Here is a 24591-nt window from a genome sequence, read left to right as displayed (position 1 = left end):
AATCAGCAAAATATCTCTAAGCAGTGGTCTCCCTCCTCTCAAGCGCAAACGCATAACGCCCCAGCGCCGGGACTTGCCCCGGCATTTCTTGGCCGCGCATCGCAGCCATCGCCACCTTCACCAGATCCGGATTGTCTTCCTTCATCAACTGAAGCAGAAGCCGGCTGGTGTCAAGCCGCGTCTCCATCAGAATGTCAGCGGCGAGATGGTGAATCGGTTTGCCATGACGCAACAGATAGACCAGCATATCTCTGAGCTGCTGCTCATGCTCCGCGCTCTTGGCAATTGAGCGGGCAATGACGATGCTCAGCGGGCTGTATTTCTGATCCTTCAGCATCGTGAGCAGCCGCGGCACCGCCTCCACCGCCCGCATCCCGCCAAGCCGGTAGGCGGCGGCGATCCGCCGGCCGTAGAACAAGCTGTCGAGCAGCTTCAGGTCCTGCTGGACAAAGCCAGCGTTGTAACATAATGCGATCAGCTTCTGCTGCAGATCGCCCTTAAATTGTTCGATCCATTCGGTTACCCGCTGTTGGATCACCCGCCGTTCCAGCTCAGTCAGCTTGCCCGGCGGCAGCGGAAGCTCCTCAGCATCGCCCAAATGAGCCTGAAGGAACATGAAATAGTCTTGGTGCTTCTGCAAGTATTCCTTCGTTTTACGCTGAATGCGCAAATGCCGGATTTTTAAGTAAAACAAGAGCAGTATGCCTATGCCGATCAGCCCCAAGCATACATAAATAAAGGCAATTGCCAGGCCAAGATGCTGACCCGCCATCTTCATTTCCTCCTCTCGGCGCCTGGTTATTCTCCCGTGGTCCTGCGATCTGGCAAGGTGCGGTAGAACGCCTGCAAGGCGTAATAACCGGACTTAAGCCGTTCGGTGTACTGCACGGTTTCCCAAGGCTGCCATACGTATTTGGGGAACGTGTCCAAAGCAACGTTCTCCCCGCTGTCACCGTGATCTGTGCCCGATTCACTTCGCTCCTCAATCCAAGGCACGAAGGTGATGCCGTCGGTCTCGGTCGTCGAGAAAGCGAGGTCCTCCTTCAAAGGCCGGTAGTCGATGACCTGGCGCGAGCTGGGATCCGCGAAGCCCAGCAGCATCCAAGGGATGCGCAGTTCTACCTCATTGCCGCTGTACTGCCAAGAAGCAAGTGAGTTGAAATCACCGCTCCCCGGGTCGGTTGTGCCGCGAATCAGCTGACCGACGGTCATGTCCTGAAACGGATGGGCCGATCGGGTATCAGGAGGCGTCATGGTCAAGCTGACCGCCAGCTTCCAGGGTTGAAACTGCACGGTTTGCTCCTCGGTGGGATCGTCCAGCATCCAATACCCGTACCGCCCATAAAGCCGGCGGTGGAAATCGTAGCTTGGCGCCACCCGCACTTCGGTCTCCTCATCGCTCCCGATATTTACGATCGCCTCGAGGCCGTCGTTTAACCGCAGCCCCGGCATCTCCGACACCGGCTGGTTGCCGCCAGGTTGCGTATTCGCACCCAGCCGGATCAACCGCTTAGCAGGGGCGAACGGCTCGCTGAGCCGCAGCCCGACATAAACGTAAGCTTCATCGTGCGTTACCTGCAGCCGGTCGATTCCAGCCGCTGGTTGATCCCAGGCTTGGACCTCTCCCTCCGGCAGCGCGTCCCAATCGTCCAGCTTGCCATCGATGATGAGGTCGTCTTCTTTCCCGGGGCCCATGGCCAACAGGCCAAATTGTTTTTCGTTGGTGAGCACATTCAGCCAAAAGGCGCGCCGATCCTCTGGGATCTCAAAGCGCATCGTATTCCACGTCTTCTTAAACCATTCGTCCTGCCACATGAACAAGATCGCGCCGGCATACCCGGTATCGTAAATATCCTTCGTCAGGGAGACGTTGATTTCGCCTTGCTCTTGTTCGTTGTGGCCCCCCTGGTTCCGCCCCCCTCGGCCGAGGTGGGAGACGCCCAGCGAAGACGGGACGCCATATTCGGTAATCATAACCGGAATGTCCTTATAGTAAGCTTTGAGCTCCTGTAAGTAAGCTTTATAGGTGTTGTAATCCCCATTTCCGTCCGGAATCGTCTCGAGCGTCTTATCCAGATGGAAAAAGTCGGGATAGTACGGATACGCGTGATAAGCAGCGAAGTATCCTGCTTCCCATTTCACCGGCCGAATATGGGTGGCATCCACACTGGCCAGATCCTCCTCGAACAACGGTTCACCAGGATGCTCCAGCACATCCGTGGTCACCCAATTCGTAAACGTGATCGGATGCTCCCAACCGTAAGCCCGCTCCTTCTGAGCCGTGTCGTCCACCAGCTCCGCGAGCCAGCTCTCAAACGGGGTTGCTTCCTCGGTCGCCGCAAAATACTGTCCTTGATACGGCGTAACATCCGCGTGCTTGCGGTTCGTATTATCCACCATTTCCGGGTCCCATTCGGTGCCGATATGCCAAGCCATGAGATAAGGAGCGGCGTTGGCGGTATATTTGCCGCCCGATGTTCCCGGCTGCTTGGGCACCTTCAAATCGCCGTATACAGCTTTGACCGCTTTTTCAATTTCCTTGTGAAAGGCTTCCTTGATCCCCGGAATATAAGCGTCCTGCTGCTCAATGAGCTGCTCTTCCGGCGACCAGATCCCTTGAATGAAATAGAGGGGATCCTTCCCTTTGTCCCGGTTGTATTTGACGAGCGCCTTGTAGAACACCGGGTTATGCACCGTATAAATACGAATGACGTTTGCGCCCATATCGTCAATTTGTTGGAACCAGCGTAAGTAGTCGTCTTCCGTGATCGGAAATTCCCCAGGAAAATGTCCCGGCACCGTCGCCCCCAGGTTGACGCCTTTGACGAACAGTTCCTCCCAGCGGCTCTCGCCGTCATAGGCGAGAAATTTGTCCCCTTCGGTGCGGAACTTCAGCTCGGTTCCGTCCTCTGCCGCATAGCTGTAATGGGGCGGCGGCCAGTTTAATACGACCAGCACCACGCAGCCTGCGATCAAGAGGCCTGCCAGAACGAGCCCGATCGCTAATCGTTTCTTCGCTAATGTCGTCATCGGATTTACCTCTTAGTTCACCTCGCTGTTCTTCTTCTCGTGCACGTTCCGTTTAAGATCGGTGCCCCTGCTGTGTCTGGCCTCCAATGAGCAATAAGGGCAGCAACCTTACGTACGGCCGCTTTTCTATGCAGCTATGCAGGTGATGATGCAGTATGGCCGATTCGCACCTCCGCTTCTCAAAATCACTTTTAATCATGAACCAACCGGACCTGTCGTGTAACTAGGCTGTTGGGAGTGTTTTACAGTTGGGCCTGTTTTCCGGGGGGATACGGATTTTCGGCACCCTTGTCCGGTTGGTTCATTTCGTGATAATAGACGTGCGAAATTCATCTAGGTTTCGCTCAATTTTTACACCCTTTTCCATAATGGTTACAAAATTGATACCAAAGTCTTGTCCGAAAATCGCGTCATTCTGCGGTTTTTCGCGATTTGCTTCCGTTACAGCCCCTCACAAAAAAAGCTTCCCAGGTCCCAGCTTGGGACTATCGTTTTTTCAGCATCTCGGAAGACGTTTTTGCGTCATGCCATCCTGACTTGATCGGCGACTTCCTTCCTAAAAAATGACGTTTTCCCGCCCACTCCCTTCCGATCCCAGCCCATCCATTTTTCACCTTCCGTTAACAAAAAAAGCTGCTGATCCGCCAGCGGCAGATCAGCAGCTTCATTGGTTTTACTTTAGCTTTGCACAAATTTACTCGTCGTTAATCCGGCGAATCGATGTCGGCTCCAATAATATCCGCAAACGCAATCCCTTCTGGTCCAGACTCGGTCTGAAGGCGCGCCCGTCGTGCCCCGGGATCGACTCTCGGCACAGTTCCTAGGACCTCTCGTCCTTGCCATTCCCCATAGAGACGTTAGGGGAACCGACCTTCCGGTTCACAGCGAGTGCCCGAGAATGCGCGGCCGGAATCGATGAACCTAGGGTCTGACTGCTTTGATGACGGCAGAAACAATGTAGTCTTCTACCTTCGAACCAGGGACCCAATCTTTAATAAACGCTCTAGATTCCTCTTTCGGCTCGACTACGATATCCTTAAATCCGCTTTGCTTAAGCATCGCTTTGAGTTCCTCAACCGATGAAGCCCCAGATACGCACCCCGAATACAAAACATCCAAGTCGTTTTTGATTTCCGCCGGAAGCTCTGCCGTTGTGACAACATCGGAAATGGCCAGACGCCCGCCGGATCGCAGGACACGGAATGCTTCGTCAAAGACTTGCTGTTTATCCGGCGAAAGATTGATGACGCAGTTGGAAATGATCACATCCACCGTTTGATCCGGGACCGGTAAATGCTCGATCTCCCCTAGCCGAAAATCCGTGTTCGTGAATCCTCCTTTGACGGCGTTGCTGCGAGCGCGACTCACCATTTCCGGCGTCATATCGACCCCGATCACATAGCCGGTGTCCCCAACCTGTCGAGACGCCAGAAAACAATCGAAACCGCCGCCGCTGCCAAGATCCAATACGACTTCTCCCGGTTTCAGCTCCGCGATGGCTTGCGGATTGCCGCAACCTAAGCCAAGGTTCGCGCCGGCCGGAACCGCCGTTAATTCTTCAGTAGAATAGCCCAGCTGCGAAGATACGCCATTAGCCGATCCGCAGCAGCTTGAAGCTGGTGAACAGCACGAGCCTGACTCCACTTCTTGCAAGGCGATTTCCTTATACCGGCTGCGTACATTTTGGCGAATTTGATCATTCTTTAATTGATTCATGAATCCTCTCTCCTTCATTTTAAATATTTGCAAATTGCAAGTATTATAGAAAAAAGACACCCTCAAAAAGGGGCTGAACAGCATTGGCTGGATTTCGCCATCGCTTCGTTTAATAGTTTGATCGAGCGTATGACCGTATCTTTTTCAAAATCGTTCATGTGTGAAAAGATTTCGTTGAAATAGTCATTCATTTGCTGGTCAATCGCCCCCGCAACATATTTGCCTTCCGTCGTTAAGGAAAGAAGATGCACCCTCCGGTCGTTTGGATCGGGCGTTTTCTTGACTAAATTCATCTTGATTAACGATTGGACCTGTCTGCTAAATGTCGTGATATCTGTCCCTAATGTCTCTGCTACTTGCTGAATAGAAGGCTTATGCTGACGATCAATTTCGTAAAGGATATGGCTTTGAATGACGGAGATGTCACAGCCGCCGGCAGAACAGCAGTTTTTATTCAGAAAGCCAAAGCGACGAGTCATGATTTGAAATAATTCACGTACATTTTCCACATTTTCCACGGTGCCTCACCTCTCATGAAACAGTTATACCGCATTTATTTGCAATTTGCAAGTATTAACTTTACCTTTATCTCAGGAAATGGGTTATGAGGAGGGCGTAAATTTCGGTATTGACTTTTTTTAATACAAATAACAATATGGTTATATGGTTTTAATATGGGGTGATAATCATGACAATGGAATTTGAAAAGATAGCGGATATTCTGAAAGCTCTAGCCGATCCGACAAGGTTGAAAATCCTCTCTTTGCTCCGTATTCGCGATTGCTGCGTGTGTGAACTGGTTCCCATCTTTAACATTTCCCAGCCAGCCATTTCTAAACATGTAAGCCGTCTAAAAACGGCTGAATTGGTCCGCGAAACGCGAAAGGGGCAATGGGTGTTCTATTCGATCAACGAGAAGCGGTTAGAGGAAATTGGTTATGCTCTGTCCCATTTGCCTGATCTGTCCGAGGAGCTGCGGAAATTGGAGCAACGAGGAATGACAGTTACATGCGAGTAAAGGGAGTGTACAGTAATTGAGTAAACAAAAGAAAAAGCGACTCTCATTTCTGGATCGCTATTTGACGTTATGGATTTTTATTGCGATGGCGATAGGAATTGGCTTGGGTTACGTATTTCCTAACTTTGTCGCCGGTTTGAATGAATTTCAAGTTGGAACCACGTCGATACCGATTGCACTTGGCCTTATTTTAATGATGTATCCGCCGCTGGCGAAAGTACGATACGAAGAAATCGGCCGTGTCTTTCGAAATGGCAAAGTGTTAACCATTTCATTGATTCAAAACTGGCTTATCGGTCCGATCTTAATGTTTTTCTTGGCTATTATTTTTCTCCAAGGCTATCCGGAATATATGGTCGGCCTGATTATGATCGGTTTAGCCCGTTGTATTGCAATGGTTATCGTTTGGAACGATTTGTGCAGAGGGGATGCCGAGTACGCGGCGGGACTCGTTGCTTTCAACTCGATCTTTCAAGTTTTGTTTTACTCTGTCTACACCTATATCTTTGTTACGATTTTGCCGGGATGGTTCGGGTTGGAGGGCGTCGTTGTTGATATTACGATGGCCGAAGTCGCCAAGAGCGTGTTTATTTATTTAGGGATACCGTTTTTGGCCGGGATGATTTCGCGCTATTCGCTTGTGAAGGCAAAAGGGCGATCCTGGTACGAAACGGTCTTTATTCCGAAAATCAGTCCCATTACACTTATCGCATTGCTGTTTACGATTATCGTCATGTTCTCGCTGAAAGGCGAGATGATCATCCAATTGCCTTTGGATGTCGTGAGGATCGCGATTCCGCTATTGATTTACTTTGTCGTTATGTTCCTGATTTCGTTCTTCATGGGCAAAAAAGCCGGAGCTGATTATCCGGTGACTTCTACACTGGCATTTACCGCCTCGGGGAATAACTTTGAGCTGGCAATCGCTGTTGCCGTTGGGGTCTTTGGAATTCATTCCGGCGCTGCATTTGCGGCCGTGATCGGACCTCTTGTAGAAGTCCCTGTGATGATTGCCTTGGTCAACGTCGCGCTCCGATTTCAGCGAAAGTACTTTTCGAAGGAAGCAGCTTAACATAAACAGGAGGAATCATCATGTCAGATAACAAAAAACTCGTTTATTTTCTTTGTACGGGAAACTCTTGCCGCAGCCAAATGGCGGATGGTTGGTTGAAGGCGCTCGGTAATGATAGGTACGAAGTAAAAAGCGCCGGGTTGGAGGCACATGGGCTGAATCCGCGTGCCGTCCAGGTGATGAAGGAAGCTGGCGTCGATATTAGCGGTCATACATCGGATGTTATCGATCCGGAGATTTTGAATCGGGCTGACTATGTGATTACGTTATGTGGCCATGCAGACGAACATTGTCCGGTGATTTCGAATAAAAACGTCGTGAAATGGCATTGGGGCTTCGATGATCCAGCCAAGGCAACCGGCACCGAGGAAGAAATCATGAGCCAATTTCGAGCGGTTCGGGACGCGATTAAGTCGCGTGTCGAAAAGTTTCTTGCCGAAGGTTGCTAAAATTACAGAAAAGGCGTGCAGCGTTATGGCACGCTTTTTTGTTTGGCGATCATCAGCCTTCGGAACGACGAAGCCAAGGCGGAGTCCTCGAAGAGCAGAAAATGATTCCCTTTATATATATCTACTTTGCGGGTAGTATCAACTTCGCTGGTACTACCCCAACCCCTGGGCGGTACTGGTAACTCTATACTTTTTGTAATATAATTTTTCGATACATTCCGTTAAACAATGCTGATGCATCTTCCTCCACTCGAATATGTTTCTCATACGGCATGATGATTTGTTCGAAATGTCGTCCGATGTCCGTACCCATCGTTGCTACGATGGGACGAAGGATTTTTTTATTACCGGCAAATCCTGCGAGGGAGGGGCAAATTTATCGAAAATGATTATTCGCCCCCCAGCTCGCGTAACCCGAATCATTTCTTGAAAACATCGATTCGGCTCGGGGACAACGGATAAGATCAGATTTGCAATAACCATATCGAACGATTCCGGTGAAAAGGTCAATTCTTGCGCATCCATTTCTATGAACTTAAAATTGGGGGAGTCATATTTATTCCTAGCTCGATCAAGCATTTCGGATGATAAGTCAATTGCAGATACAGAAATATTTTTGTCCATAATGAACTGCAAATCTGCTCCTGTCCCGACGCCTACAAACAAAAAGAACTTTTGCTTTTAGGCTTAATGTCGAGGTTCTCAAAGATCTTTTTCCGTGCCTTTAAAAAAGGACCGGAATTGAAAAGAGAATCATAAAAGGGTGCCCATAACCGATAAATCACTTTATTCCAACGGTTATTCATATCCGATTATTACCTCTGACTTTTAACAGACGAAGGCTATTCAATGTAACAATAAGCGTGGCCCCCATATCTGCGAAAATGGCCAACCATAACGTCAACCATCCAGGGACAATTAGAGCCAAAGCTAAGAGCTTAATACCAAGTGAAAACGTAATGTTCTGCTTGATGATTGCAAGGGTTTTTCGGCTTAGTCGAATCGTATAGGGTAATTTGCTTAAATCGTCAGCCATCAAAGCAATATCTGCGGTTTCGAGGGCAGTATCCGTACCCGCGCCGCCCATAGCGATACCAACCGTTGAAGCCGCGAGCGCAGGCGCGTCGTTAACGCCGTCGCCAATCATCGCAACATTACCATAGTCTTTACGAAGCTGCTTGATGTAATCTAATTTATCTTGGGGCATTAGATCAGCTTTAACGTCTGTAACATTCAAACGCCGCCCGATTGCTTCGGCGGTTGCTTGATTATCACCCGTAAGCATAATCGTTTTCTTGATTCCAATTTCGTGTAATTGCTTAATTACGACTGTACTGGAATCACGCACTTCATCAGCGACTGCTATTAAGGCAAGAATCTGTTGTTCTGTGCCTAATACCATAACCGTTTTCCCTTGTTTTTGTAATTCTTCAATGCGCTGATTCGTTTCAACGCTGATGTCGGAATGAAGTTCAGCAAAGAGTTTCGGACTACCGACGTAATACAATTCCCCGTTTACATTGGCTTTAACACCTTTCCCGGTGATCGATTGGAAATCCTCAACGACTAGGGTTAGGTCTTCTCCGAGGTTTTCCGCTTTACGAACAATCGCGGATGCGAGCGGATGTTGCGAACCTTTTTCGATAACTGCCGCGATTGAAAGCAATTCATTTTCGTTTTTCGTTCCGAAAGTAACGACATCTGTTACTTCTGGAACCCCCTTCGTCAGAGTACCTGTTTTATCAAACGCAATTGCGGATAGTCTGCCGGCTTCCTCAAGGTGAATGCCGCCTTTGATAAGAACGCCATTTTTCGCCGCGTTGCCGATGGCTGTAACAATCGAAACAGGTGTCGAAATGACCAATGCGCAAGGACAGCCGACGACGAGCAACGCTAATCCTCGATATACCCAATCGCCCCAATCTGCACCGACGAACAGAGGTGGAACAACCGCAATACCTAATGCCAAAATCATAATCGCAGGTGTATAGTATTTCGCGAATCGGTCAACAAACGCTTGAGATGGCGCTCTTTCAGCTTGAGCTTCTTCAACAAGGTGAATAATTTTAGAAATCGTTGTATCCTCGACGCGCTTCGTTACTTTGACTTCAAGCAAACCTTCTTCGTTCAATGTACCAGCGAACACTTCATCGTCAATTGTTTTCGTCACGGGAACCGATTCGCCAGTAATCGCGGCTTGGTTAATGGTTGATGTTCCTTTAATAACAACACCATCCATTGCAAGTTTTTGACCTGGCTTTACAATCATGACATCGCCAACCTGTATATCATCGACGTTTACCGTAATTTCTTCGGAACCGCGGCGGATCAGAGCTTCCTTCGGTGCAATATCCATCAGGGAACGAATGGATTGACGCGCTTTTTCCATGGAGTAACGTTCCAAAACTTCACTGATCGCAAACAAGATAACGACAGTCGCGCCTTCGCCCCATTCTCCGATCGCCGCGGCACCGATGATGGCGACCGTCATTAGGGTGTTCATATCGAACTGAAGCCGGAAAAGATTTTTGATTCCTTTTTTAAATAATTCATAACCGCCGATAATAATAGAAGCCGCGTAAGAAATAGCGGATAAGATGCTTTCCTCACCGTACTGCTCACCTAATAAGTACCCTGCGACAAGCAAGATAGCCGAAAGCAGTACGTTCCAATGTTCTTTCCAGAAAGGCTTTTTCTTTTCAATAGATCGTTGCTTTTCAGGTGTAACTTTCAGGTTTTCAAACGCGCCGGCCTTTTCCAATTCCTCAACTGTAGTCCTTCCATAAACGGTGATTTTAGATGCTCCAAAATTGACTTGCGCGTCTTTTACGCCCGGCAAATTTTTTACATTTTTCTCGAAAATGCCTGCGCAATTCGTACAGGTAAAGCCTTGAACCCTGTAGACGTTTTTATCTTCGGTGTTTTCAATTTTATTTTCCATTGATGATCAACTCCCTCGAATGAGTAGAAGCTAGCTGCACCAGTTGACGAACATGGTCATCTTCCAGCGAATAAAAAACTAATTTACCATCCTTGCGGTATTTGGCTAGGCCAAGCTGTTTTAAGGTGCGAAGGTGGTGTGAGGCTGTGGCCATTGAAGAGCCGATGATGTTAGCCACATCACAAACACATAATTCATCCTCTTCGCACAGGGCAAAGGCGATTTTCATTCTTGTTTCGTCAGCTAAAACCTTGAACATCTTAATCATGCCTTGAATATTTTGTCTTTCGAGCGCATTTTGTACCTTTCGGACTTTAGGTTCGTCGTAACAGTAAATTTCACATGAATCCTTTTCTTTCCTGTTCATATCCTCACCTCAACAATCAAATCAATATTTGATTATCATCATACAATAAATCCATCGATTATTCAAATACTCATTTGATTATTTCGCAAGGGCATCTAAAATATTCAGGTTCGAGATCCACTAATTGTTCCTCTGTATCTATTGGCTCCTTTCAGACCTTTGCATATTTCAGTAAAAAAGAGCTATACCGGAAGCCATCTGCGATGACTTTTAAGGATAGCTCTTCAAGTTTTCCTTATTACAAATCATTTCCACATACCGTCAATAATGTCCGATACCTTTATCCAGCGAAAATCATTGCCATGGGTGAATTTGATGTTTTTTTGTTGTAGATCAATTTTTGTCACGACTCCTGTTATTTCCGTTACATTAAATTCACCGAATAATACTAAAATTACCTCTTTCCTGAGCTGCATTGATTCAGCAATGAGCATGGATATCCGTTCCATTTCTTGATCATCTAATTGTGGCGGCGGACTCTTTCGCAAGTTCTGCTGGTGCAGGATGTAAGCCTCCTTGTGTTCCGGAAGCATCATTCTGGACGATTCGAATAGACCGTTTCCTTGCAGTTTTTTACTCATTTATAATGTCCTCCAATTTTTTGCGCTCGATCCCGCGCTTGGCCCGAAGCTTTTAAAGAAGAGGCCCTCATGATCGCGGTACTTCCGTATTTCTCTTTAATTCGGTCAGTGGTTCTTTCCAACGCTAACTTTGCCTCGCGGTCATTGAATAAAGTAAGTTGGTATTCCTGATCGCTTACCAATTGACTTAGAGTGACCCCGATTTTTCGAATGGGCAACCCATCCCAATGTCGTTTAAATAGTTTTTTCGCTGCATGGAACACCTCATCCGTGAGGTTCGTCGGGTCGGGTAATTTCATTTGTCTGTAGAAGCCGGAAGGGTGATCAAAATCCGCTCCTTGACACCCTACCGAAACCACCCAGCCCATATAGCCTTTCATTCGAGCTCGTTGACATACTAACTCTGAGAGCTCTAATAGGGGAACCATGATATCGTCAAACTCCCAATAATCGTAGGGAAGGGTCATTTGATGGCCGATGGCTTTTTGCAAATCGTGTGTACTTGGCGTTACCGGGGAATGATCCTTGCCGTTGGCAATGAGCCACAGAACTTCCCCGTTCACTCCCCATTTGGCTCTTAATTTGGTCAGGGGAGTCTGGGCCAGCTGGCCAATGGTATATATCCCCATTTTCATTAAATGCCGGCGCATCCGGGAGCCCACCATAAACATCTGATGAATCGGCAACGGCCAAAGCACTTCTTGCAGATCTTTCACAGGCAAGTGAAAAATCCCCGAAGCATTACGTTTGGCGAAATTATCGCAGGCCATTTTGGAGAGCACCTTATTTTCACTAATTCCAATGCGTACACGAACGCCCGTCTCCTTCATGACTTTATCCTGAATGCTCCTCGCAATCTTATCAGGACCGCCAAAAAGCTGTAAGCTTCCCGTGACATCCAAATACTGTTCATCTATGCTGTACGGCTCTACCAAGTCCGTGTAGGATTGATAAATTTCTGTAATTTGCAAGGATACTCTGATGTATTCCTCCATACGGGGACGAATGACCACAAGATCCGGGCATTTGGCAAGTGCCTCTCCCAGCCTCTCTGCCGTAGTGATCCCATATTGCTTGGCAAGGGGACACGCGGCGAGGATAATCCCGGAACGACGCGCGGGGTCTCCTGCAACCACAACAGGTTTGTCTGCATACTCGGGGTGGGCCGCTTTCTCAACACTTGCGTAAAAGGATTGACAATCCGCCAGCATGATGACTCGACTTTTGTTATCGCTTTTCATAGGCCGTCGCTCCTTAAGTCGACGTTAAGATACTTACTCAAATATTGATTAAGCTCCGCTTTCACCAAGCTCCAAAGCATGGAAAATCTATGTTGATAGCCCCTGCACAAATAACGGGCTTCAATGCCCAATTCAGTACGTTGTTGCTCGAACACTTTTATTCCTCTGTCGCGCATTTTTTTCCGAAGCAACGTCAAGTCTGCAGTGATCAAATCTTGGGCAGTTCGTAAAGCTCTTACGTATACAACGTCCATCTTTAGCTTTACTGTCCCCAATGCTTTCATATCCCTTTCCAACACATTCAAAAGAACAGGGAGTAAAATGTATTCTTTGACCAACTGGAGATCTTCTTCTGTCTCCAAGGGTGCTGGGGGCATACCTTTCATGAGAACATCCCCTCTTTCCTCACATCGATCCCCAGATAGGCGCAAAGCCGGCGGATCAGTTCCGCCTTGACCAATCCCCACAGCATGGAGAACTCGTACGTATACCCCCGGCATAAATAGCGGGCTTCAATCCCAAGCTTCGTCCGCCGCTCTTCGAACACCTTCAGTCCATGCTCACGCATGCCTTGGCGCACCCGGGCCAGGTCGGCGACCGCAGCGTTCTGCAGCAAGCGGATCAGCCCCTTATATACCTGCGGCAGCTTCAACGAAGCGGATGCCAGCGCGCGCTGGTCTCGTTCCAGCACATCAAGCAGCAGAGGAAGCAGCACGTATTGCTTGATCATCTCCGCTTCCTCCTGCGTTTGCCAGGGAATAGGGCTCATGCGGCTCCCTTCTTCATGCTGTCTGTCATATGCTCACCCTCTAACCAGAACGTCTGTTCCTATTATATTCATAATACGAACAAACATTCCCTTTCGCAACAGGTTTATGTTGGATAATTTGGCAGAGCGAAAGCATGCCAAAAAAGGCGGATCCCTTGTCCCTTCGGACTTTGGGCATCCGCCTTCCTTTCCTGCTTGCTGCTTATTGAGCTGTTAAAATCAGCGGTCCGTCCGCCGTCAGCGCGATCGTATGCTCGAATTGGGCCGACAATTTGCCGTCCGCCGTACGCGCCGTCCAGCCGTCATCGTCAATCATGATGCGGAACGTGCCTTCATTGATCATCGGCTCAATCGTAAACACCATGCCTTCCTTAAGCCGAATGCCCTTACCCGCTACGCCGACATGCTCGAAGTTGGGCTCCTCATGCAGGCTACGTCCGATCCCATGACCCAGCAGATCGCGCACAACGGAATACCCGTTCGCTTCCGCATGCTTCTGAATTGCTGAAGTCACATCGCCCAGCCGGTTGCCTGGAATCGCTTGGGCGATCCCCAGCTCCAGACATTCCTTCGTCACCCGCATCAGCTTTTCCGCCTCAGGACTCACCTGACCTACCGCATAACACCAGCACGAATCGCCAAACCAGCCATCCGCCTCCGCCACGATGTCCAGCTTAAGCAGATCGCCGTTCTGCAGCGGCCGATCGGAAGGGAAACCATGGGCTACCACATCGTTTACTGAAGCGCAGGTTTCGGCCGGAAACCCGTTGTATCCTTTCGTAAACTGCTTGCCGCCCAGCTTCGTAATATGCCGGACTACAAAATCATTAATTTCCTTTGTCGTGACCCCGGGTTGAATCATTTTGGCGACCTCCCGGTGACAATCCGCAACAATCTGATTCGCCCGTTTCATCTCTTCAATTTCCCGCGGCGATTTCAATATAATCATTCAGCTCTCACTCCTTCGAGGGTCCATCGGGTTCGCTCCGACAGCCGATACAATAGCAGACGCGCAATGTCTGCCGCTTCGTGGTCCAGCGTGCCTTGGCGCAGCGGAGAGCCGGCGCAGCCGGCCAGCGCAGCCAGCAACAATTCCGCCTGACGGACGCCCTCTCCCCCAGCGCCTTGTCCCGCCGCTAAGCTCGCAGTCGCAGCGGTCTCTCCGGAACCCGGCGGCAAACCGCGCTCCAGCACCGCGGCGAACGGCAGCAACACCTCGCGGCGGAACGTCTCCGCAAGCGGCAGTGCCCGGGCTTCCGGCAGCTGGAAGCCATCCGCCGCCAGCTTATACAACAGATAAACGCCGTGATCCTTGGCCCACAGCTTCAGCAGCCGGGTACCTGCCGCAACAAGGGAATCGGCGGCCGCTTCCTGCTCCTCCGTCCTCAGGTCGATCCATTCCCCGGCCCGGTCCATCGCCGTCCACAGCACGTCATGCAGCAGATCCCCTTTATTACTGTAATAGTGGTAGACCGTGCCGTAACCAAGCCCGGCCTTGGTCGCCACGTCCCGAATCTCTAACGTCAGGCCTTTCTCAAGAAACACATCGGCGGCCGCGACACGAATTTGAGCAAGCCGGCGCAGCCTGATCTCTTCATTTTGTTCCTTCGTACGCGGGGTCATCCGCCACAACCTCCTTTTATTTTTGACCTACTCTCATGTCAATATAAAACAAAACATGGAGATTGGCAAGCAGAAATGACTCCCGGCGCTTTGTGCCCCGCTCATGTATCGTTTAGCTTATCTCGCCTGGCCCCGGATCATCCCTCCGAGAAAATAGCAAAAGGCCGCCGGGGTACCGGTCCCCAGGGCCTTATCACCCGTCCCGCCGCATCTCTGCGCGCTTGCTCTAGCGGAACATTCCCCATAAGCGCAGCAAGTGAAGCGTATTCCGCGGGTCGATTCGCTGATCGATGACGAATTGGACGATTTGCTCTTCCTGAACGCCGCTCAATCTTTCGCCAAGCACAGAAGCGGCCGTTCTAACGAGCCTGCGCACCTTAACGCGATCCTGCAAATCCGCGCGGGTGAGGCCGTCGACGACCTGTTTCATCCGCTCTTTGATCGCCGGATTTTTCATTTTCAACTTCACCCGTTCGACCAGCTGCGGACTGATTCCATACTGATAATAGCTGGGCATCGTGACTAGCACCTCCTGTCCCGTCATTTCCGGACTTCAACCCTAATATATGACGGTAAGGCTGTCCATAGTGCCTGAAAATCCAAAAGCACGCGGGAAAGCCGCTAGTTCTGTTTGAGGAACGCCGTTGCCTCATGGGTTTGACTCAACCTGAGGATCGTCTCTTCGTATTGCGTCGAGGCGTACGCGAAGAACAAAATATCGATCATGACCAATTGTGCCAACCGCGAGCTGGACGCCCCGCTACGCAGGGTCGCTTCCGGCGCCTGCGGCGTGTACAGCATCAAATCGGCCAGCTCGGCTACTTTATGATTGCCGAAACGGGACAAGCCGATGGTGCGCACGCCGTACTTTTGGGCAACCCGGAACAATTGCAGCACTTCCTTGGTGTTCCCGCTGTAAGAGATGCCCATAAACAAGGCCCCCGGCGGAGCGCTGGCCAGCGCGGCCGCAATTAGATGCTCGTCCTGCAGAGCGAACGCTTGCTTCCCCAGGCGCAGCCACTTTTGTGCGGCATCCGCTGCGACGATCGCCGAAGCGCCTACCCCGTACATATGGATGACGGAAGCCTCTCGGAAGCTGTCCACCACCTGCTCGATCAGTTCGGGCTGCAGGTGAAGCATCATATCTTGAATGGCTTGGAGACTGTTGGAGACCGTCTTTTGAATGACGTTTTGAATCGTCTCCCCGCGTTCGATGTCATAATAGCCTGGTCTTTGCGGTTTGGCATTATCGACCGACAAACGCATTTTCAAATCAGGAAATCCGCTCAGCCCCAGCGAACGGCATAGCCGGGTAATCGCCGCCGCACTGGTCCCCGCTTTATCGGCGACCGCATGGATACTTAAGCCGGAGACTTCCGCCGAAGCCGTCAAAATATATTGGGCCGCCTTTCTTTCCGATTCAGGCAGTTGTTCCAGCATGGCCTCCATTTGCGTAAGTACGCTTCCCGTCGTCACGGTCATCCCCTCCGTATTCCCAATCCGTCTGATGCTATTTCCATTCCCATAAAACGCAAAAGAAACGCGGCGGCCTGGTTAAAGGCAGCCAAACGTTTCTCTGCTGGCTTGTATTATCTATTATGCTCTATAAGCATCTGCTTTGTAAAACCAAAGAAATACGTGAGCAAGAATCCGGCGACATAGGAGACGATCAACCCGGCCAAGTAACCGAGAATCGTCATGCCGATTCCCATTGGGCCTTGAATCAGCGGGATCAGGACGAGGCCGGAAGGTCCAATCGCCACCGAGCCGATGAAGTTCCCCGTCATCGCGAACAAACCAAGCACAGCCCCGCCAAACCCACCGCCAAGACAAGCGGTTACAAACGGCCGGCCCAGAGGCAAGCTGACCCCGTAAATGAGCGGTTCGCCGATGCCAAGAAATCCGACGGGCAACGCCCCTTTGATCATGTTGCGCATTCTCGCGTTATGCTTCAGCTTGATATAAATGGCGATCGCCGAGCCGACTTGCCCCGCCCCCGCCATGGCCAGGATCGGCAGCAACGCCGTGTATCCGACCTGCGAAATCAATTCGGCATGAATCGGAATGAGCGCCTGGTGCAAGCCGAACATGACCAGCGGCAGGAACAGCGCAGCGAGAACGAAGCCGGACAGCGGTCCGCCATGGGCCAACAGCCAAGTTGTTACCTGTCCGATGCCTTGAGAGATAATACCGCTGACCGGCATCAGGAAGAACACGGTAACCAAGCCTGCAAGCAACAGCGCAATGGTAGGAGTTACGATGATATCAATCGCTGCCGGCATCCGTTTACGAATCCATTTTTCCAACACAGAGATCAGCCCTGCGGCCAAAATCGCCCCGATGATTCCGCCCTGCCCCGCATTCAGCTTAATTTCACCAAACAGGGGATAGGTATAAGAGATATTCGCCACCGCCGGTGCAACGATGATCGCGGCCACGGCACCGCCAAGCGCGGGCGTTCCCCCGAACTCTTTCGCGGCATTCCCCCCGGCAAAGATCGTCAAATACCCGAAGAAGGCCGAGCCAATGACACTAATAATCGGTTGGAGCGTAAGCAGCCAGTCCGCCCCGTTGCCGGAAGTAATCAGGTTATTGATCAAGCCGGCGATACCGTTGATAATCCCGGCCCCTACCAACGCGGGAATCAGTGGAATAAAGATGTTGCCGATTTTTCGCAAGAAATTTTTGAAAGGCGTGTTGTTCTTCTTTTTGAGCTCTGCCTTGATCTCCGAGCCCTCGCGGAGCGTCGCCGTTTGGCCGCCAGCTGCTGCTCCTTGGCCGCCATGCCCCTCTTCTTTCAGAAGTTTGCCAAATTCTTCCGCCACACTATTCACAACACCCGGTCCGAGGATTACTTGATACGTCTCATCATCAACCGCACCAAGTACGCCCTCGATCTGTTTGAGCCCGATTTCGTCAATTTGGCTACGGTCCCGGACCGACACCCGCAACCGGGTCATGCAGTTCGTAAATTGCTCCACATTGTCAGAACCGCCGATGGATTCCAAGATCCGTTTCGCCATAGTTTCATATTTGCTCATTGGGAAGCCTCCTGCTCTCTATAGGATGGTCTTACTTGTTTCTTCAACGTATTGCAGACGCAGACTTCGCAGCCTTACCGATAAACCCTTGGTTCTCCTCCAATTTCTCCAAGGCTACCTCATACGAACATCCTGTCAAAATCATCAGGATCGCTGGTTTCGCTTTCCCTTCGGCAAGGCGCAAGGTGTTCTCAGCGGTTGATGCATCGCAGCCAGTTGCCTCCATCACAATCCGCTTCGCCCGATCGGCCAGCTTCTCATTGGTGGGCTGAACATCAACCATCAAATTGCCGTAAACCTTACCTAAGCCGATCATCGACGCGGTAGACAGCATATTGCAGACCAGCTTTTGCGAGGTTCCCGCTTTAAGCCGCGTCGACCCAGTCAGCACCTCGGGACCGTTCTCGATCTCAATCGCGATGTCAGAAATGGTGCTGATCACCGCATTCTTGTTGCAGCTGATACTAATCGTCTTTGCACCAACTTGCTTGGCGTATTCCAATCCGCCGATGACATAAGGCGTACGACCGCTCGCGGCGATTCCGACGACCGCATCCTTGGCGGTAAGCCCGAGGTTTTGCAGATCCGTCCGACCGAGCTCGGCCCGATCCTCCGCTCCCTCAACGGCCTTGATAAAAGCGTTGCTGCCGCCTGCGATCAGCCCAACCACCTGGTCCGGGGAAGTACCAAATGTCGGCGGACACTCCACCGCATCCAGCAAACCGATCCGTCCGCTTGTGCCAGCCCCCATATAAATCAGCCGGCCCCCTTTTTTGAGCGACTCCGTAATGGCAGTCACGGCCTGGGCGATTTTGGGAATTTCCTTTTTAACCGCTCCGGCTACTTTCGCGTCCTCTTCGTTCATCACCGTAAGCAGCTCGGTCACTTCCATTTCATCCAAGCGCATCGTTCGCTCGTTTCTCGCCTCGGTTGTCAGATTTTCCAGCATATAAGATACACTCCTTTGTTTGCGTCAATCCTAGTTGTAAGTGCTTTCGACATGATTATAATCTATTTGATATTTTATTTCAATATATTACTTTTTTATTGAAATAATATATCAAATCGTGTTACTTCCTGTTTTTTTAAGTTATCAGAAAGTATAAACTTCGGGGCATTGGCATCCTGATATCGCAAGAAAAACTTCCGCTTAAACGCGGTCTGTCAACTTTGAATGTACATCGATAGACGTTTTTCTTATGATGTATTTTGTGCAAAAAAATAACCGTCCGCGGATCCCGCGAACGGTTTGATGCTTGCTTGCCGTATCAATTTAATCGATCAGCTCACCTTGAAAAACCTGCTCCCGCCGCAGATATTCCCGCAGCGGTCCGTACTCGGGCGAAGTCCAGAACGCTTCGCCCGCAACCAGCCGGGCGGCATCGTCCCGCGCCGCCTCCAGCACCGCGTAGTCGCTGACCATGTCCGCGACGCGAAAATCCGGCACGCCGCTTTGCTTCGTGCCGAAGAAATCCCCGGGACCCCTAAGCTCCAGGTCCCGCCGGGCCACCTCGAAGCCGTCGTCCGTATCGGTCATGACCTTCATCCGCTCCTGACCTACCTCCGACTTCGGATCGGCGATGAGCACGCAATACGACGCGTGCTCCCCCCGGCCTACACGCCCGCGCAGCTGGTGGAGCTGGGACAAGCCGAACCGGTCGGCGTCCATTACGATCATCAGCGTGGCGTTGGGCACGTCGACGCCGACCTCAACGACGGTCGTCGAGACGAGCAGCTGCACCTCGTTCTCGTAGAACGCGCGCATCACTTCGTCCTTCTCCGCCGCCGTCATCCGCCCGTGCAGCAGCCCGACCTTCATGTTCGGGAACGCCTGCTGCATCGACACGTACAAGTCGATCGCGTTCTGCACGTCCAGCTTGTCCGACTCCTCGATCAGCGGGCAGATGACGTAGGCTTGCCGGCCTTGCGACACCTCCCGCTCAATAAAGCCAAGCACGCGGTCCATCATGCTGTGCTTCACCCAATAGGTCGTGATCGGCTTGCGCCCCTTCGGACGCTCCGACAAGGTGGATACGTCCATATCGCCAAAGGCGGTAATCGCCAGCGTGCGCGGAATCGGCGTCGCCGTCATCGTCAGCACATCCGGGTTAAAGCCTTTGCGCCGCAAAATGCTGCGCTGATTCACGCCAAACCGGTGCTGCTCATCGGTAATCACCAGGCTCAGCGACCGAAAAAACACGTCCTCCTGGATCAACGCATGCGTACCAACCACGATGTCGGTGAGCCCCATTTGCAGCGAGCCAAGCAAATCCTTGCGTTTGCGCCCCGTCACACTGCCGGTCAACAGACCGACCGTGATGCCAAACGGCTCAAACAGCCGGGACAGTGAGCGCATATGCTGCTCGGCCAAAATTTCCGTCGGCACCATAAAGGCGCCCTGGTGCCCGGACTTCACCGCCGCGTACAAGGCGATGGCGGCGATTACCGTCTTGCCGGAACCGACGTCGCCTTGCAGCAGCCGGTTCATGCAATAGGGTGATCGCATATCCTTTAGAATTTCCAGCTCCACCTTCTTCTGGGCATCGGTCAGCTCAAACGGCAGGCTACGCACAAATTCCCGAATCGTGGCGTTATCAACCACATGCGCTACCCCGTCCATCCGCTCGTGGTTCATCGCTCGATACGCCTGCAGCTTGAGTTGGAACAAGAACAGCTCCTCGTACACCATGCGGCGCCGCGCCTGCTGTCCCTCCTCGCTGTCCTGCGGCTGGTGCAGCCGCAAAATCGCCGTCTTGCGGGGCATCAGCCCATATTTGCGAAGCAGTTCGGGCGGCAGGATCTCCGGGATCATCTCCCCGTATTGCTGCAACGCTTGTCCAATCGTCTTACGCATCCATTGCTGCGTAATTTTGCCGCCTACGGAATAGACCGGCTGCAAACTGCCGCTGCGGAGCGTCCCGCGGTCGGGGAACTCCGACTCCGACACCGTCAGCTGGCTGCGGCGCATGTCCCATTTGCCGGTCAGGATAATCTCCCGTCCCGTCGTCAGCTGATCCTTGAGGAAATGACGGTTGAACCATGTCGCCGTAAACATCCAGTCATCGGCGATCATTTTGCAGGTCAGGCGGGATTTCCGCCCGTACCGTTGCAGTACCGGAAGACCCATGATTTGGGCCTGCACCGTCACCTTATCCCCATCCTTCACTTCCGTCAAGGAGCGCAGCCGGTAATCCTCGTACCGGAACGGATAATATTCAATCAAATCATTCACCGTAAAGATGCCAAAGGCGTGAAGCTCTTCTTGTTTAAGAGCGCTCACGCCGCTGACTTGCTTTACGGGGATGTGATGTAAATCCAACTTCATCCCCTCACTTTATAGAGGTAGTTCAAAAACGCATCTTCGGATCACGTAGTTCAGACGCAACCCGGACAGCAGCCTAACGGAACTGAGAGACGTTATTTATCCTTTTTGCAGCGATTACTGTGGCTAACGGAACGGAAAGACCTTATTTGGAGCTTTAGCAGCTTATGATCAGCCTTTCGAGCCAAATAAGGTCTCTGAGTTCCGTTACACCGGGAAATCGCCGGGAAATGGTCAAATAAGGGCCCTCAGTTCCGTTAAAATCGTCCAGAGCCACGGCCACGGACCACAGCCACAACCACAGCCACAACCGCACCCACACCGCAACTTCCAAACATCACTTCGCCGGCCAAATAAACGTCGCCACGGTCCCCGGACCTACGTGCGTGCCAACCACGGCACCGATGCTGTTGCGGACAACCTCATGCAACGTAAAGTGCTGCCGCAGCAGAGCCAGGATCTCCTCGGAGCCTTCCGGATTCACGCAATCGCAAACGGCCACGTTAATGTCCTTCACCCCGGCAAAATCATTCACAAACAACTCGATGACGCGGGCCATAGCCTTCTTGCGGCCTCGAACTTTATCGACAGCGTAAATCACGCCCTCCTGGTCCACCGACAAGATCGGCTTAATGTTCAGCAGGTTGCCCAGGATTGCCGCGGCTTTACCGATCCGTCCGCCTTTTTGCAAGTATTCCAGCGTATCAACGAGAAAATACAACCGACGCGCCTTCCCGAGCCGCTCAACCTCAGCTCGAATTTCCTCGACCGAAGCCCCTTGCTTCGCCAGCCGTGCGGCATGTACAACCAGCAGGCCGAAGCCATAGGACGCGCACAGCGAGTCAATGACCGTGACATCTACCGAATGACCCAGCTCTTCTTCCAGCATCTCCTTCGCCAGCACCGCGGATTGATAGGTTCCGCTCATCCCTGAGGAGATATGGATCGAAATGATCGGTGATCCGGGATAGGCAGCAAGCAAGTTGCGGTAAACCTCCACATACTGAGACGGCGAGGTCTGCGAAGTGGTAGGCAGTTCCTTCGATTTGCTCAATTTATCGTAGAACTCTTCCGCGGTGATGTCGATGCCTTCGAGATAAGATTGGTCCCCGAAGGCCAGCCGCATCGGTACGATATGAATGCCGTATTCCGAAACGGTCGCCTGCGGGATATCCGCCGTACTGTCGGCAATAATGATAGCCTGATTCATAAGCATCTTCATCCTCTCATGGGGATTAGGATTCTACCGAAAACAGATAATAATAAATCGGTTGCCCGCCGTTATGGACCTCTACCTCGACGTCGGGATACTCCTCATGAATCCAGGCCACCAGCGCATTCGTCATCTCTTCGTCAGCTTCTTCACCGGCCAGCACCGTCACGATTTCATCGCCGCCAGTGAGCATCTTGGCTAATAAGCCCTGACTCGTTTCCAGCAAGCCCTCTTCGGTGGCCACGATTTTAGAATCTGCAATACCGATATAATGGCCTGCCGTAATCTCCAAATCATCAAACATCGTGTCGCGGACCGCATACGTCACTTGGCCCGTCTTCACGTGTTGCACCGCGTTCTGCATATTATCCGCGTTGGCTTCCACGCTTTCTTCTTCTTGGAAAGCAAACGCTGCGGCAATCCCCTGAGGAATGCTTTTGCTTGGGATAACCGTCACGCTGCGCTCCCCTTCAAGCAAATCACGTGCCTGCTGCGCAGCCAGAATAATATTCGAGTTATTCGGCAGGACAAACACGTGCTGAGCCGAAATCGATTGGATCGCCTTCACGAAATCTTCAGTGCTTGGGTTCATCGTCTGCCCGCCGGACAGGACGACATCCACACCTAAGCTCTTGAAAATTTCCGAAATCCCGTCTCCAGAAGCAACGGCGATAAAGCCATAAGGCGCCAGCTCATCCGCAGGAATCCCTGCCGGATCCACCGGTTGGGCCGGTTCTGCCGGAATTTCGGCGAACAGCTCCGGCATCGGCGGCGCGGCATCCATCCCTGCAATCAACAGATCCCGGTGCTGCTCACGCATGTTCAAGATATGAATTTGTGTAATTTCACCGTAACGCAGCGCCAGATTCAGCACGTCGCCCGGCGTTTTGGAATGGACATGGACTTTGATGATCTCGTCGTCCGCGATCACGATAATCGAATCCCCATTGACCGAAAGCGCTTTCCGGAACTGATCCTCGTCAAAAACAGCATCCTTGATTTCACCGATTTTTCGATTAATGAAAAATTCCATGTCATAGAGGTATTCGATATCCTCTGTTTCGAGCTTGGCCTGTGCCGAAGCTGGAGCATGCACCGGTACGGCCGTTTGAGCACGCTGCTCTGGTTTGGCAACTGGTGCGGGGGCTTGTCCCAATGTCGCTGCGGCTTCACTGCTGGCGCCGCCTTGCAGCCATTGTAAAAATCCTTCATAAATATAAACAAGTCCTTGACCGCCCGAATCCACGACGCCAACCTGTTTCAACACCGGCAACAGCTCCGGCGTATTCGCGAGCGCTTCCTTCGCTTTGGCCAGCACCTCGCTCATCAATTCCGTGATATCCGTTGTTCTGCGCGAATAATAGACGGCATGCTTGGCGGCTTCCTTCGCCACCGTCAGGATCGTGCCTTCCACCGGTTTGACGACCGCTTTATAAGCGGTATCTACCCCGCTTTGTAGAGCGGCGGCAAATTGAGCTGCATTCATCTCTTCCAATGATGCAGCATAACGGCTAAAGCCGCGGAACAGCTGGGACAAGATCACGCCGGAATTCCCGCGTGCGCCCATCAACAGGCCTTTGGATAAAGTGGCTGCTCTGCTGCCCAAACCCCCGGTTCCGTGATCTTTCAATTCCGTTACGCCGGCGGTCATCGTCAAATTCATATTCGTTCCGGTGTCCCCATCGGGTACCGGGAATACGTTCAGGGAATTGACGTGCTCAGCATGCTCTGTCAGCCGCTTTGCGCCTGCCAATACCATAGCGGTGAAATCTGTTCCAGTTAAAGAACGCTTACTCAATGAAAATTCCCCTTCCTAGCTTGATACGCGTACACCTTGGACTACGATATTCACCTGATCCACTTCGAGTCCAACGATTTCACTTAGTACGTATTTCACTTTGAGCTGTATGTTGTGTGCGACCTCGGAAATTTTCGTGCCATAACTGACTATAATATAAAGATAAATAGCTAATCGATGATTATCCAGGTTCACTTCCACACCCCGGGCCAAATTCTCGCGCCCCAGCAATTCGGCAATGCCGTCCTTCAACTGCTTTCGGCTTGCCATTCCAACCAGTCCATAACACTCCATGGCGGCCGATCCGGCGATCACCTTAATGGCTTCCTCCGAAATATCGATTCGTCCATATTTGGTCGTAAGATTTACAGCCACGCCTATCTCACTCCTTCCATAGAAATTATTATGGA

24 protein-coding genes are annotated in these 24591 nt (G+C 51.4%); 3 read left to right on the top strand and 21 right to left on the bottom strand.

From position 1 onward, the window contains the following. Positions 1 to 16 precede the first annotated feature (16 nt). From M3G15_RS10895 to M3G15_RS10880, 4 genes are all read right to left on the bottom strand, one after another. Positions 17 to 772 carry a hypothetical protein gene (locus tag M3G15_RS10895; protein WP_127575100.1) on the bottom strand — a complete coding sequence of 252 codons (756 nt, stop codon included), beginning with the start codon at positions 770 to 772 and terminating at the stop codon, positions 17 to 19. Positions 773 to 798: 26 nt separating this feature from the next. After that, positions 799 to 3030 carry a hypothetical protein gene (locus tag M3G15_RS10890; protein WP_260070908.1) on the bottom strand — a complete coding sequence of 744 codons (2232 nt, stop codon included), beginning with the start codon at positions 3028 to 3030 and terminating at the stop codon, positions 799 to 801. A 921-nt stretch (positions 3031 to 3951) separates the two neighbouring features. Then, on the bottom strand, positions 3952 to 4746 hold the full coding sequence (locus M3G15_RS10885) for an arsenite methyltransferase (protein WP_260070907.1): 795 nt from the start codon (positions 4744 to 4746) through the stop codon (positions 3952 to 3954). Positions 4747 to 4808: 62 nt separating this feature from the next. Then, positions 4809 to 5255, bottom strand: coding sequence for a MarR family winged helix-turn-helix transcriptional regulator (locus M3G15_RS10880; protein ID WP_260070927.1), 447 nt, complete (start codon positions 5253 to 5255; stop codon positions 4809 to 4811). A 185-nt stretch (positions 5256 to 5440) separates the two neighbouring features. Here M3G15_RS10880 and M3G15_RS10875 point away from each other — a divergent pair, with 185 nt between their 5' ends. Genes M3G15_RS10875 through arsC form a run of 3 tightly spaced genes read left to right on the top strand, consistent with a single transcriptional unit; the run spans position 5441 to position 7285 of the window. Next, complete coding sequence (locus M3G15_RS10875) at positions 5441 to 5764, top strand: ArsR/SmtB family transcription factor (protein WP_016311641.1); 324 nt, start codon at positions 5441 to 5443, stop codon at positions 5762 to 5764. Positions 5765 to 5780: 16 nt separating this feature from the next. Continuing rightward, positions 5781 to 6836 carry an ACR3 family arsenite efflux transporter gene (gene arsB / locus M3G15_RS10870; protein ID WP_260070906.1) on the top strand — a complete coding sequence of 352 codons (1056 nt, stop codon included), beginning with the start codon at positions 5781 to 5783 and terminating at the stop codon, positions 6834 to 6836. A 20-nt stretch (positions 6837 to 6856) separates the two neighbouring features. After that, positions 6857 to 7285, top strand: a complete 429-nt coding sequence (gene arsC, locus M3G15_RS10865; RefSeq protein WP_009225278.1) for an arsenate reductase (thioredoxin) — start codon at positions 6857 to 6859, stop codon at positions 7283 to 7285. A 318-nt stretch (positions 7286 to 7603) separates the two neighbouring features. Here the strand turns inward: arsC and M3G15_RS21510 are convergent, their stop codons facing one another. From M3G15_RS21510 to M3G15_RS10780, 17 genes are all read right to left on the bottom strand, one after another. Next, positions 7604 to 7909, bottom strand: coding sequence for a class I SAM-dependent methyltransferase (locus tag M3G15_RS21510; RefSeq protein ID WP_311202271.1), 306 nt, complete (start codon positions 7907 to 7909; stop codon positions 7604 to 7606). A gap of 178 nt (positions 7910 to 8087) precedes the next feature. Further along, positions 8088 to 10226: a heavy metal translocating P-type ATPase gene (locus M3G15_RS10855; protein ID WP_197186641.1), complete on the bottom strand. Its 2139-nt coding sequence runs from the start codon at positions 10224 to 10226 to the stop codon at positions 8088 to 8090. Continuing rightward, positions 10216 to 10593, bottom strand: coding sequence for an ArsR/SmtB family transcription factor (locus tag M3G15_RS10850; RefSeq protein WP_009225274.1), 378 nt, complete (start codon positions 10591 to 10593; stop codon positions 10216 to 10218). The genes M3G15_RS10855 and M3G15_RS10850 overlap by 11 nt, the downstream gene beginning before the upstream one ends. Before the next feature lie 245 nt (positions 10594 to 10838). Further along, complete coding sequence (locus tag M3G15_RS10845; protein ID WP_009225273.1) at positions 10839 to 11174, bottom strand: YolD-like family protein; 336 nt, start codon at positions 11172 to 11174, stop codon at positions 10839 to 10841. Beyond that, positions 11171 to 12415 (bottom strand): DNA polymerase IV, encoded by a 1245-nt coding sequence (locus M3G15_RS10840; RefSeq protein WP_009225272.1) that lies wholly within the window; start codon positions 12413 to 12415, stop codon positions 11171 to 11173. The genes M3G15_RS10845 and M3G15_RS10840 overlap by 4 nt, the downstream gene beginning before the upstream one ends. Beyond that, positions 12412 to 12801: a YhjD family protein gene (locus M3G15_RS10835; RefSeq protein ID WP_260070905.1), complete on the bottom strand. Its 390-nt coding sequence runs from the start codon at positions 12799 to 12801 to the stop codon at positions 12412 to 12414. Before M3G15_RS10835 ends, M3G15_RS10840 begins: the two co-directional genes overlap by 4 nt. Next, on the bottom strand, positions 12798 to 13184 hold the full coding sequence (locus tag M3G15_RS10830) for a YhjD family protein (RefSeq protein ID WP_260070904.1): 387 nt from the start codon (positions 13182 to 13184) through the stop codon (positions 12798 to 12800). Before M3G15_RS10830 ends, M3G15_RS10835 begins: the two co-directional genes overlap by 4 nt. Positions 13185 to 13386: 202 nt before the next feature. Further along, on the bottom strand, positions 13387 to 14133 hold the full coding sequence (gene map / locus M3G15_RS10825; RefSeq protein WP_260070903.1) for a type I methionyl aminopeptidase: 747 nt from the start codon (positions 14131 to 14133) through the stop codon (positions 13387 to 13389). Further along, entirely contained in the window at positions 14130 to 14807 is a 678-nt protein-coding gene (locus M3G15_RS10820; protein WP_260070902.1) for a TetR/AcrR family transcriptional regulator, read from the bottom strand. The genes map and M3G15_RS10820 overlap by 4 nt, the downstream gene beginning before the upstream one ends. Before the next feature lie 226 nt (positions 14808 to 15033). Further along, positions 15034 to 15324 (bottom strand): stage VI sporulation protein F, encoded by a 291-nt coding sequence (locus M3G15_RS10815; RefSeq protein WP_009225267.1) that lies wholly within the window; start codon positions 15322 to 15324, stop codon positions 15034 to 15036. 104 nt (positions 15325 to 15428) lie between these two features. Beyond that, the gene (locus M3G15_RS10810) at positions 15429 to 16289 is read right to left on the bottom strand and encodes a MurR/RpiR family transcriptional regulator (RefSeq protein ID WP_036645262.1); all 861 of its coding nucleotides are present in this window, start codon (positions 16287 to 16289) and stop codon (positions 15429 to 15431) included. A gap of 107 nt (positions 16290 to 16396) precedes the next feature. After that, positions 16397 to 17848: a PTS transporter subunit EIIC gene (locus tag M3G15_RS10805; RefSeq protein WP_260070901.1), complete on the bottom strand. Its 1452-nt coding sequence runs from the start codon at positions 17846 to 17848 to the stop codon at positions 16397 to 16399. Between the two features lie 43 nt (positions 17849 to 17891). After that, on the bottom strand, positions 17892 to 18797 hold the full coding sequence (murQ, locus tag M3G15_RS10800; RefSeq protein WP_260070900.1) for an N-acetylmuramic acid 6-phosphate etherase: 906 nt from the start codon (positions 18795 to 18797) through the stop codon (positions 17892 to 17894). 324 nt (positions 18798 to 19121) lie between these two features. Beyond that, a complete protein-coding gene (gene recG, locus M3G15_RS10795) occupies positions 19122 to 21173 on the bottom strand; it encodes an ATP-dependent DNA helicase RecG (protein WP_260070899.1) in 2052 nt (683 codons plus the stop codon). Between the two features lie 334 nt (positions 21174 to 21507). Continuing rightward, complete coding sequence (locus M3G15_RS10790; protein WP_260070898.1) at positions 21508 to 22380, bottom strand: DegV family protein; 873 nt, start codon at positions 22378 to 22380, stop codon at positions 21508 to 21510. Between the two features lie 25 nt (positions 22381 to 22405). Beyond that, complete coding sequence (locus M3G15_RS10785; protein WP_260070897.1) at positions 22406 to 24181, bottom strand: DAK2 domain-containing protein; 1776 nt, start codon at positions 24179 to 24181, stop codon at positions 22406 to 22408. Positions 24182 to 24196: 15 nt separating this feature from the next. After that, the gene (locus M3G15_RS10780; protein WP_009225260.1) at positions 24197 to 24556 is read right to left on the bottom strand and encodes an Asp23/Gls24 family envelope stress response protein; all 360 of its coding nucleotides are present in this window, start codon (positions 24554 to 24556) and stop codon (positions 24197 to 24199) included. Positions 24557 to 24591 lie beyond the last annotated feature (35 nt).

This window comes from Paenibacillus sp. p3-SID1389, assembly GCF_025151705.1.
GTDB lineage: Bacteria > Bacillota > Bacilli > Paenibacillales > Paenibacillaceae > Fontibacillus > Fontibacillus phoenicis.
Note: the sequence above shows the minus strand (reverse complement) of the source record. Positions and strands in the feature narration are given on the sequence as shown.

Excerpts from the sequence above, each read along its gene's own strand:
- M3G15_RS10805 (WP_260070901.1), bottom strand. The coding sequence starts at position 17,848 with ATGAGCAAATATGAAACTATGGCGAAACGGATCTTGGAATCCATCGGC.
- M3G15_RS21510 (WP_311202271.1), bottom strand. The coding sequence starts at position 7,909 with ATGGACAAAAATATTTCTGTATCTGCAATTGACTTATCATCCGAAATG.
- M3G15_RS10820 (WP_260070902.1), bottom strand. The coding sequence starts at position 14,807 with ATGACCCCGCGTACGAAGGAACAAAATGAAGAGATCAGGCTGCGCCGG.
- arsC (WP_009225278.1), top strand. The coding sequence starts at position 6,857 with ATGTCAGATAACAAAAAACTCGTTTATTTTCTTTGTACGGGAAACTCT.
- M3G15_RS10840 (WP_009225272.1), bottom strand. The coding sequence starts at position 12,415 with ATGAAAAGCGATAACAAAAGTCGAGTCATCATGCTGGCGGATTGTCAA.
- M3G15_RS10790 (WP_260070898.1), bottom strand. The coding sequence starts at position 22,380 with ATGAATCAGGCTATCATTATTGCCGACAGTACGGCGGATATCCCGCAG.
- M3G15_RS10855 (WP_197186641.1), bottom strand. The coding sequence starts at position 10,226 with ATGGAAAATAAAATTGAAAACACCGAAGATAAAAACGTCTACAGGGTT.
- M3G15_RS10815 (WP_009225267.1), bottom strand. The coding sequence starts at position 15,324 with ATGCCCAGCTATTATCAGTATGGAATCAGTCCGCAGCTGGTCGAACGG.
- M3G15_RS10835 (WP_260070905.1), bottom strand. The coding sequence starts at position 12,801 with ATGAAAGGTATGCCCCCAGCACCCTTGGAGACAGAAGAAGATCTCCAG.
- M3G15_RS10895 (WP_127575100.1), bottom strand. The coding sequence starts at position 772 with ATGGCGGGTCAGCATCTTGGCCTGGCAATTGCCTTTATTTATGTATGC.
- recG (WP_260070899.1), bottom strand. The coding sequence starts at position 21,173 with ATGAAGTTGGATTTACATCACATCCCCGTAAAGCAAGTCAGCGGCGTG.
- M3G15_RS10830 (WP_260070904.1), bottom strand. The coding sequence starts at position 13,184 with ATGAGCCCTATTCCCTGGCAAACGCAGGAGGAAGCGGAGATGATCAAG.
- M3G15_RS10845 (WP_009225273.1), bottom strand. The coding sequence starts at position 11,174 with ATGAGTAAAAAACTGCAAGGAAACGGTCTATTCGAATCGTCCAGAATG.
- M3G15_RS10885 (WP_260070907.1), bottom strand. The coding sequence starts at position 4,746 with ATGAATCAATTAAAGAATGATCAAATTCGCCAAAATGTACGCAGCCGG.
- map (WP_260070903.1), bottom strand. The coding sequence starts at position 14,133 with ATGATTATATTGAAATCGCCGCGGGAAATTGAAGAGATGAAACGGGCG.
- M3G15_RS10890 (WP_260070908.1), bottom strand. The coding sequence starts at position 3,030 with ATGACGACATTAGCGAAGAAACGATTAGCGATCGGGCTCGTTCTGGCA.
- M3G15_RS10850 (WP_009225274.1), bottom strand. The coding sequence starts at position 10,593 with ATGAACAGGAAAGAAAAGGATTCATGTGAAATTTACTGTTACGACGAA.
- murQ (WP_260070900.1), bottom strand. The coding sequence starts at position 18,797 with ATGCTGGAAAATCTGACAACCGAGGCGAGAAACGAGCGAACGATGCGC.
- M3G15_RS10810 (WP_036645262.1), bottom strand. The coding sequence starts at position 16,289 with ATGACCGTGACGACGGGAAGCGTACTTACGCAAATGGAGGCCATGCTG.
- M3G15_RS10875 (WP_016311641.1), top strand. The coding sequence starts at position 5,441 with ATGGAATTTGAAAAGATAGCGGATATTCTGAAAGCTCTAGCCGATCCG.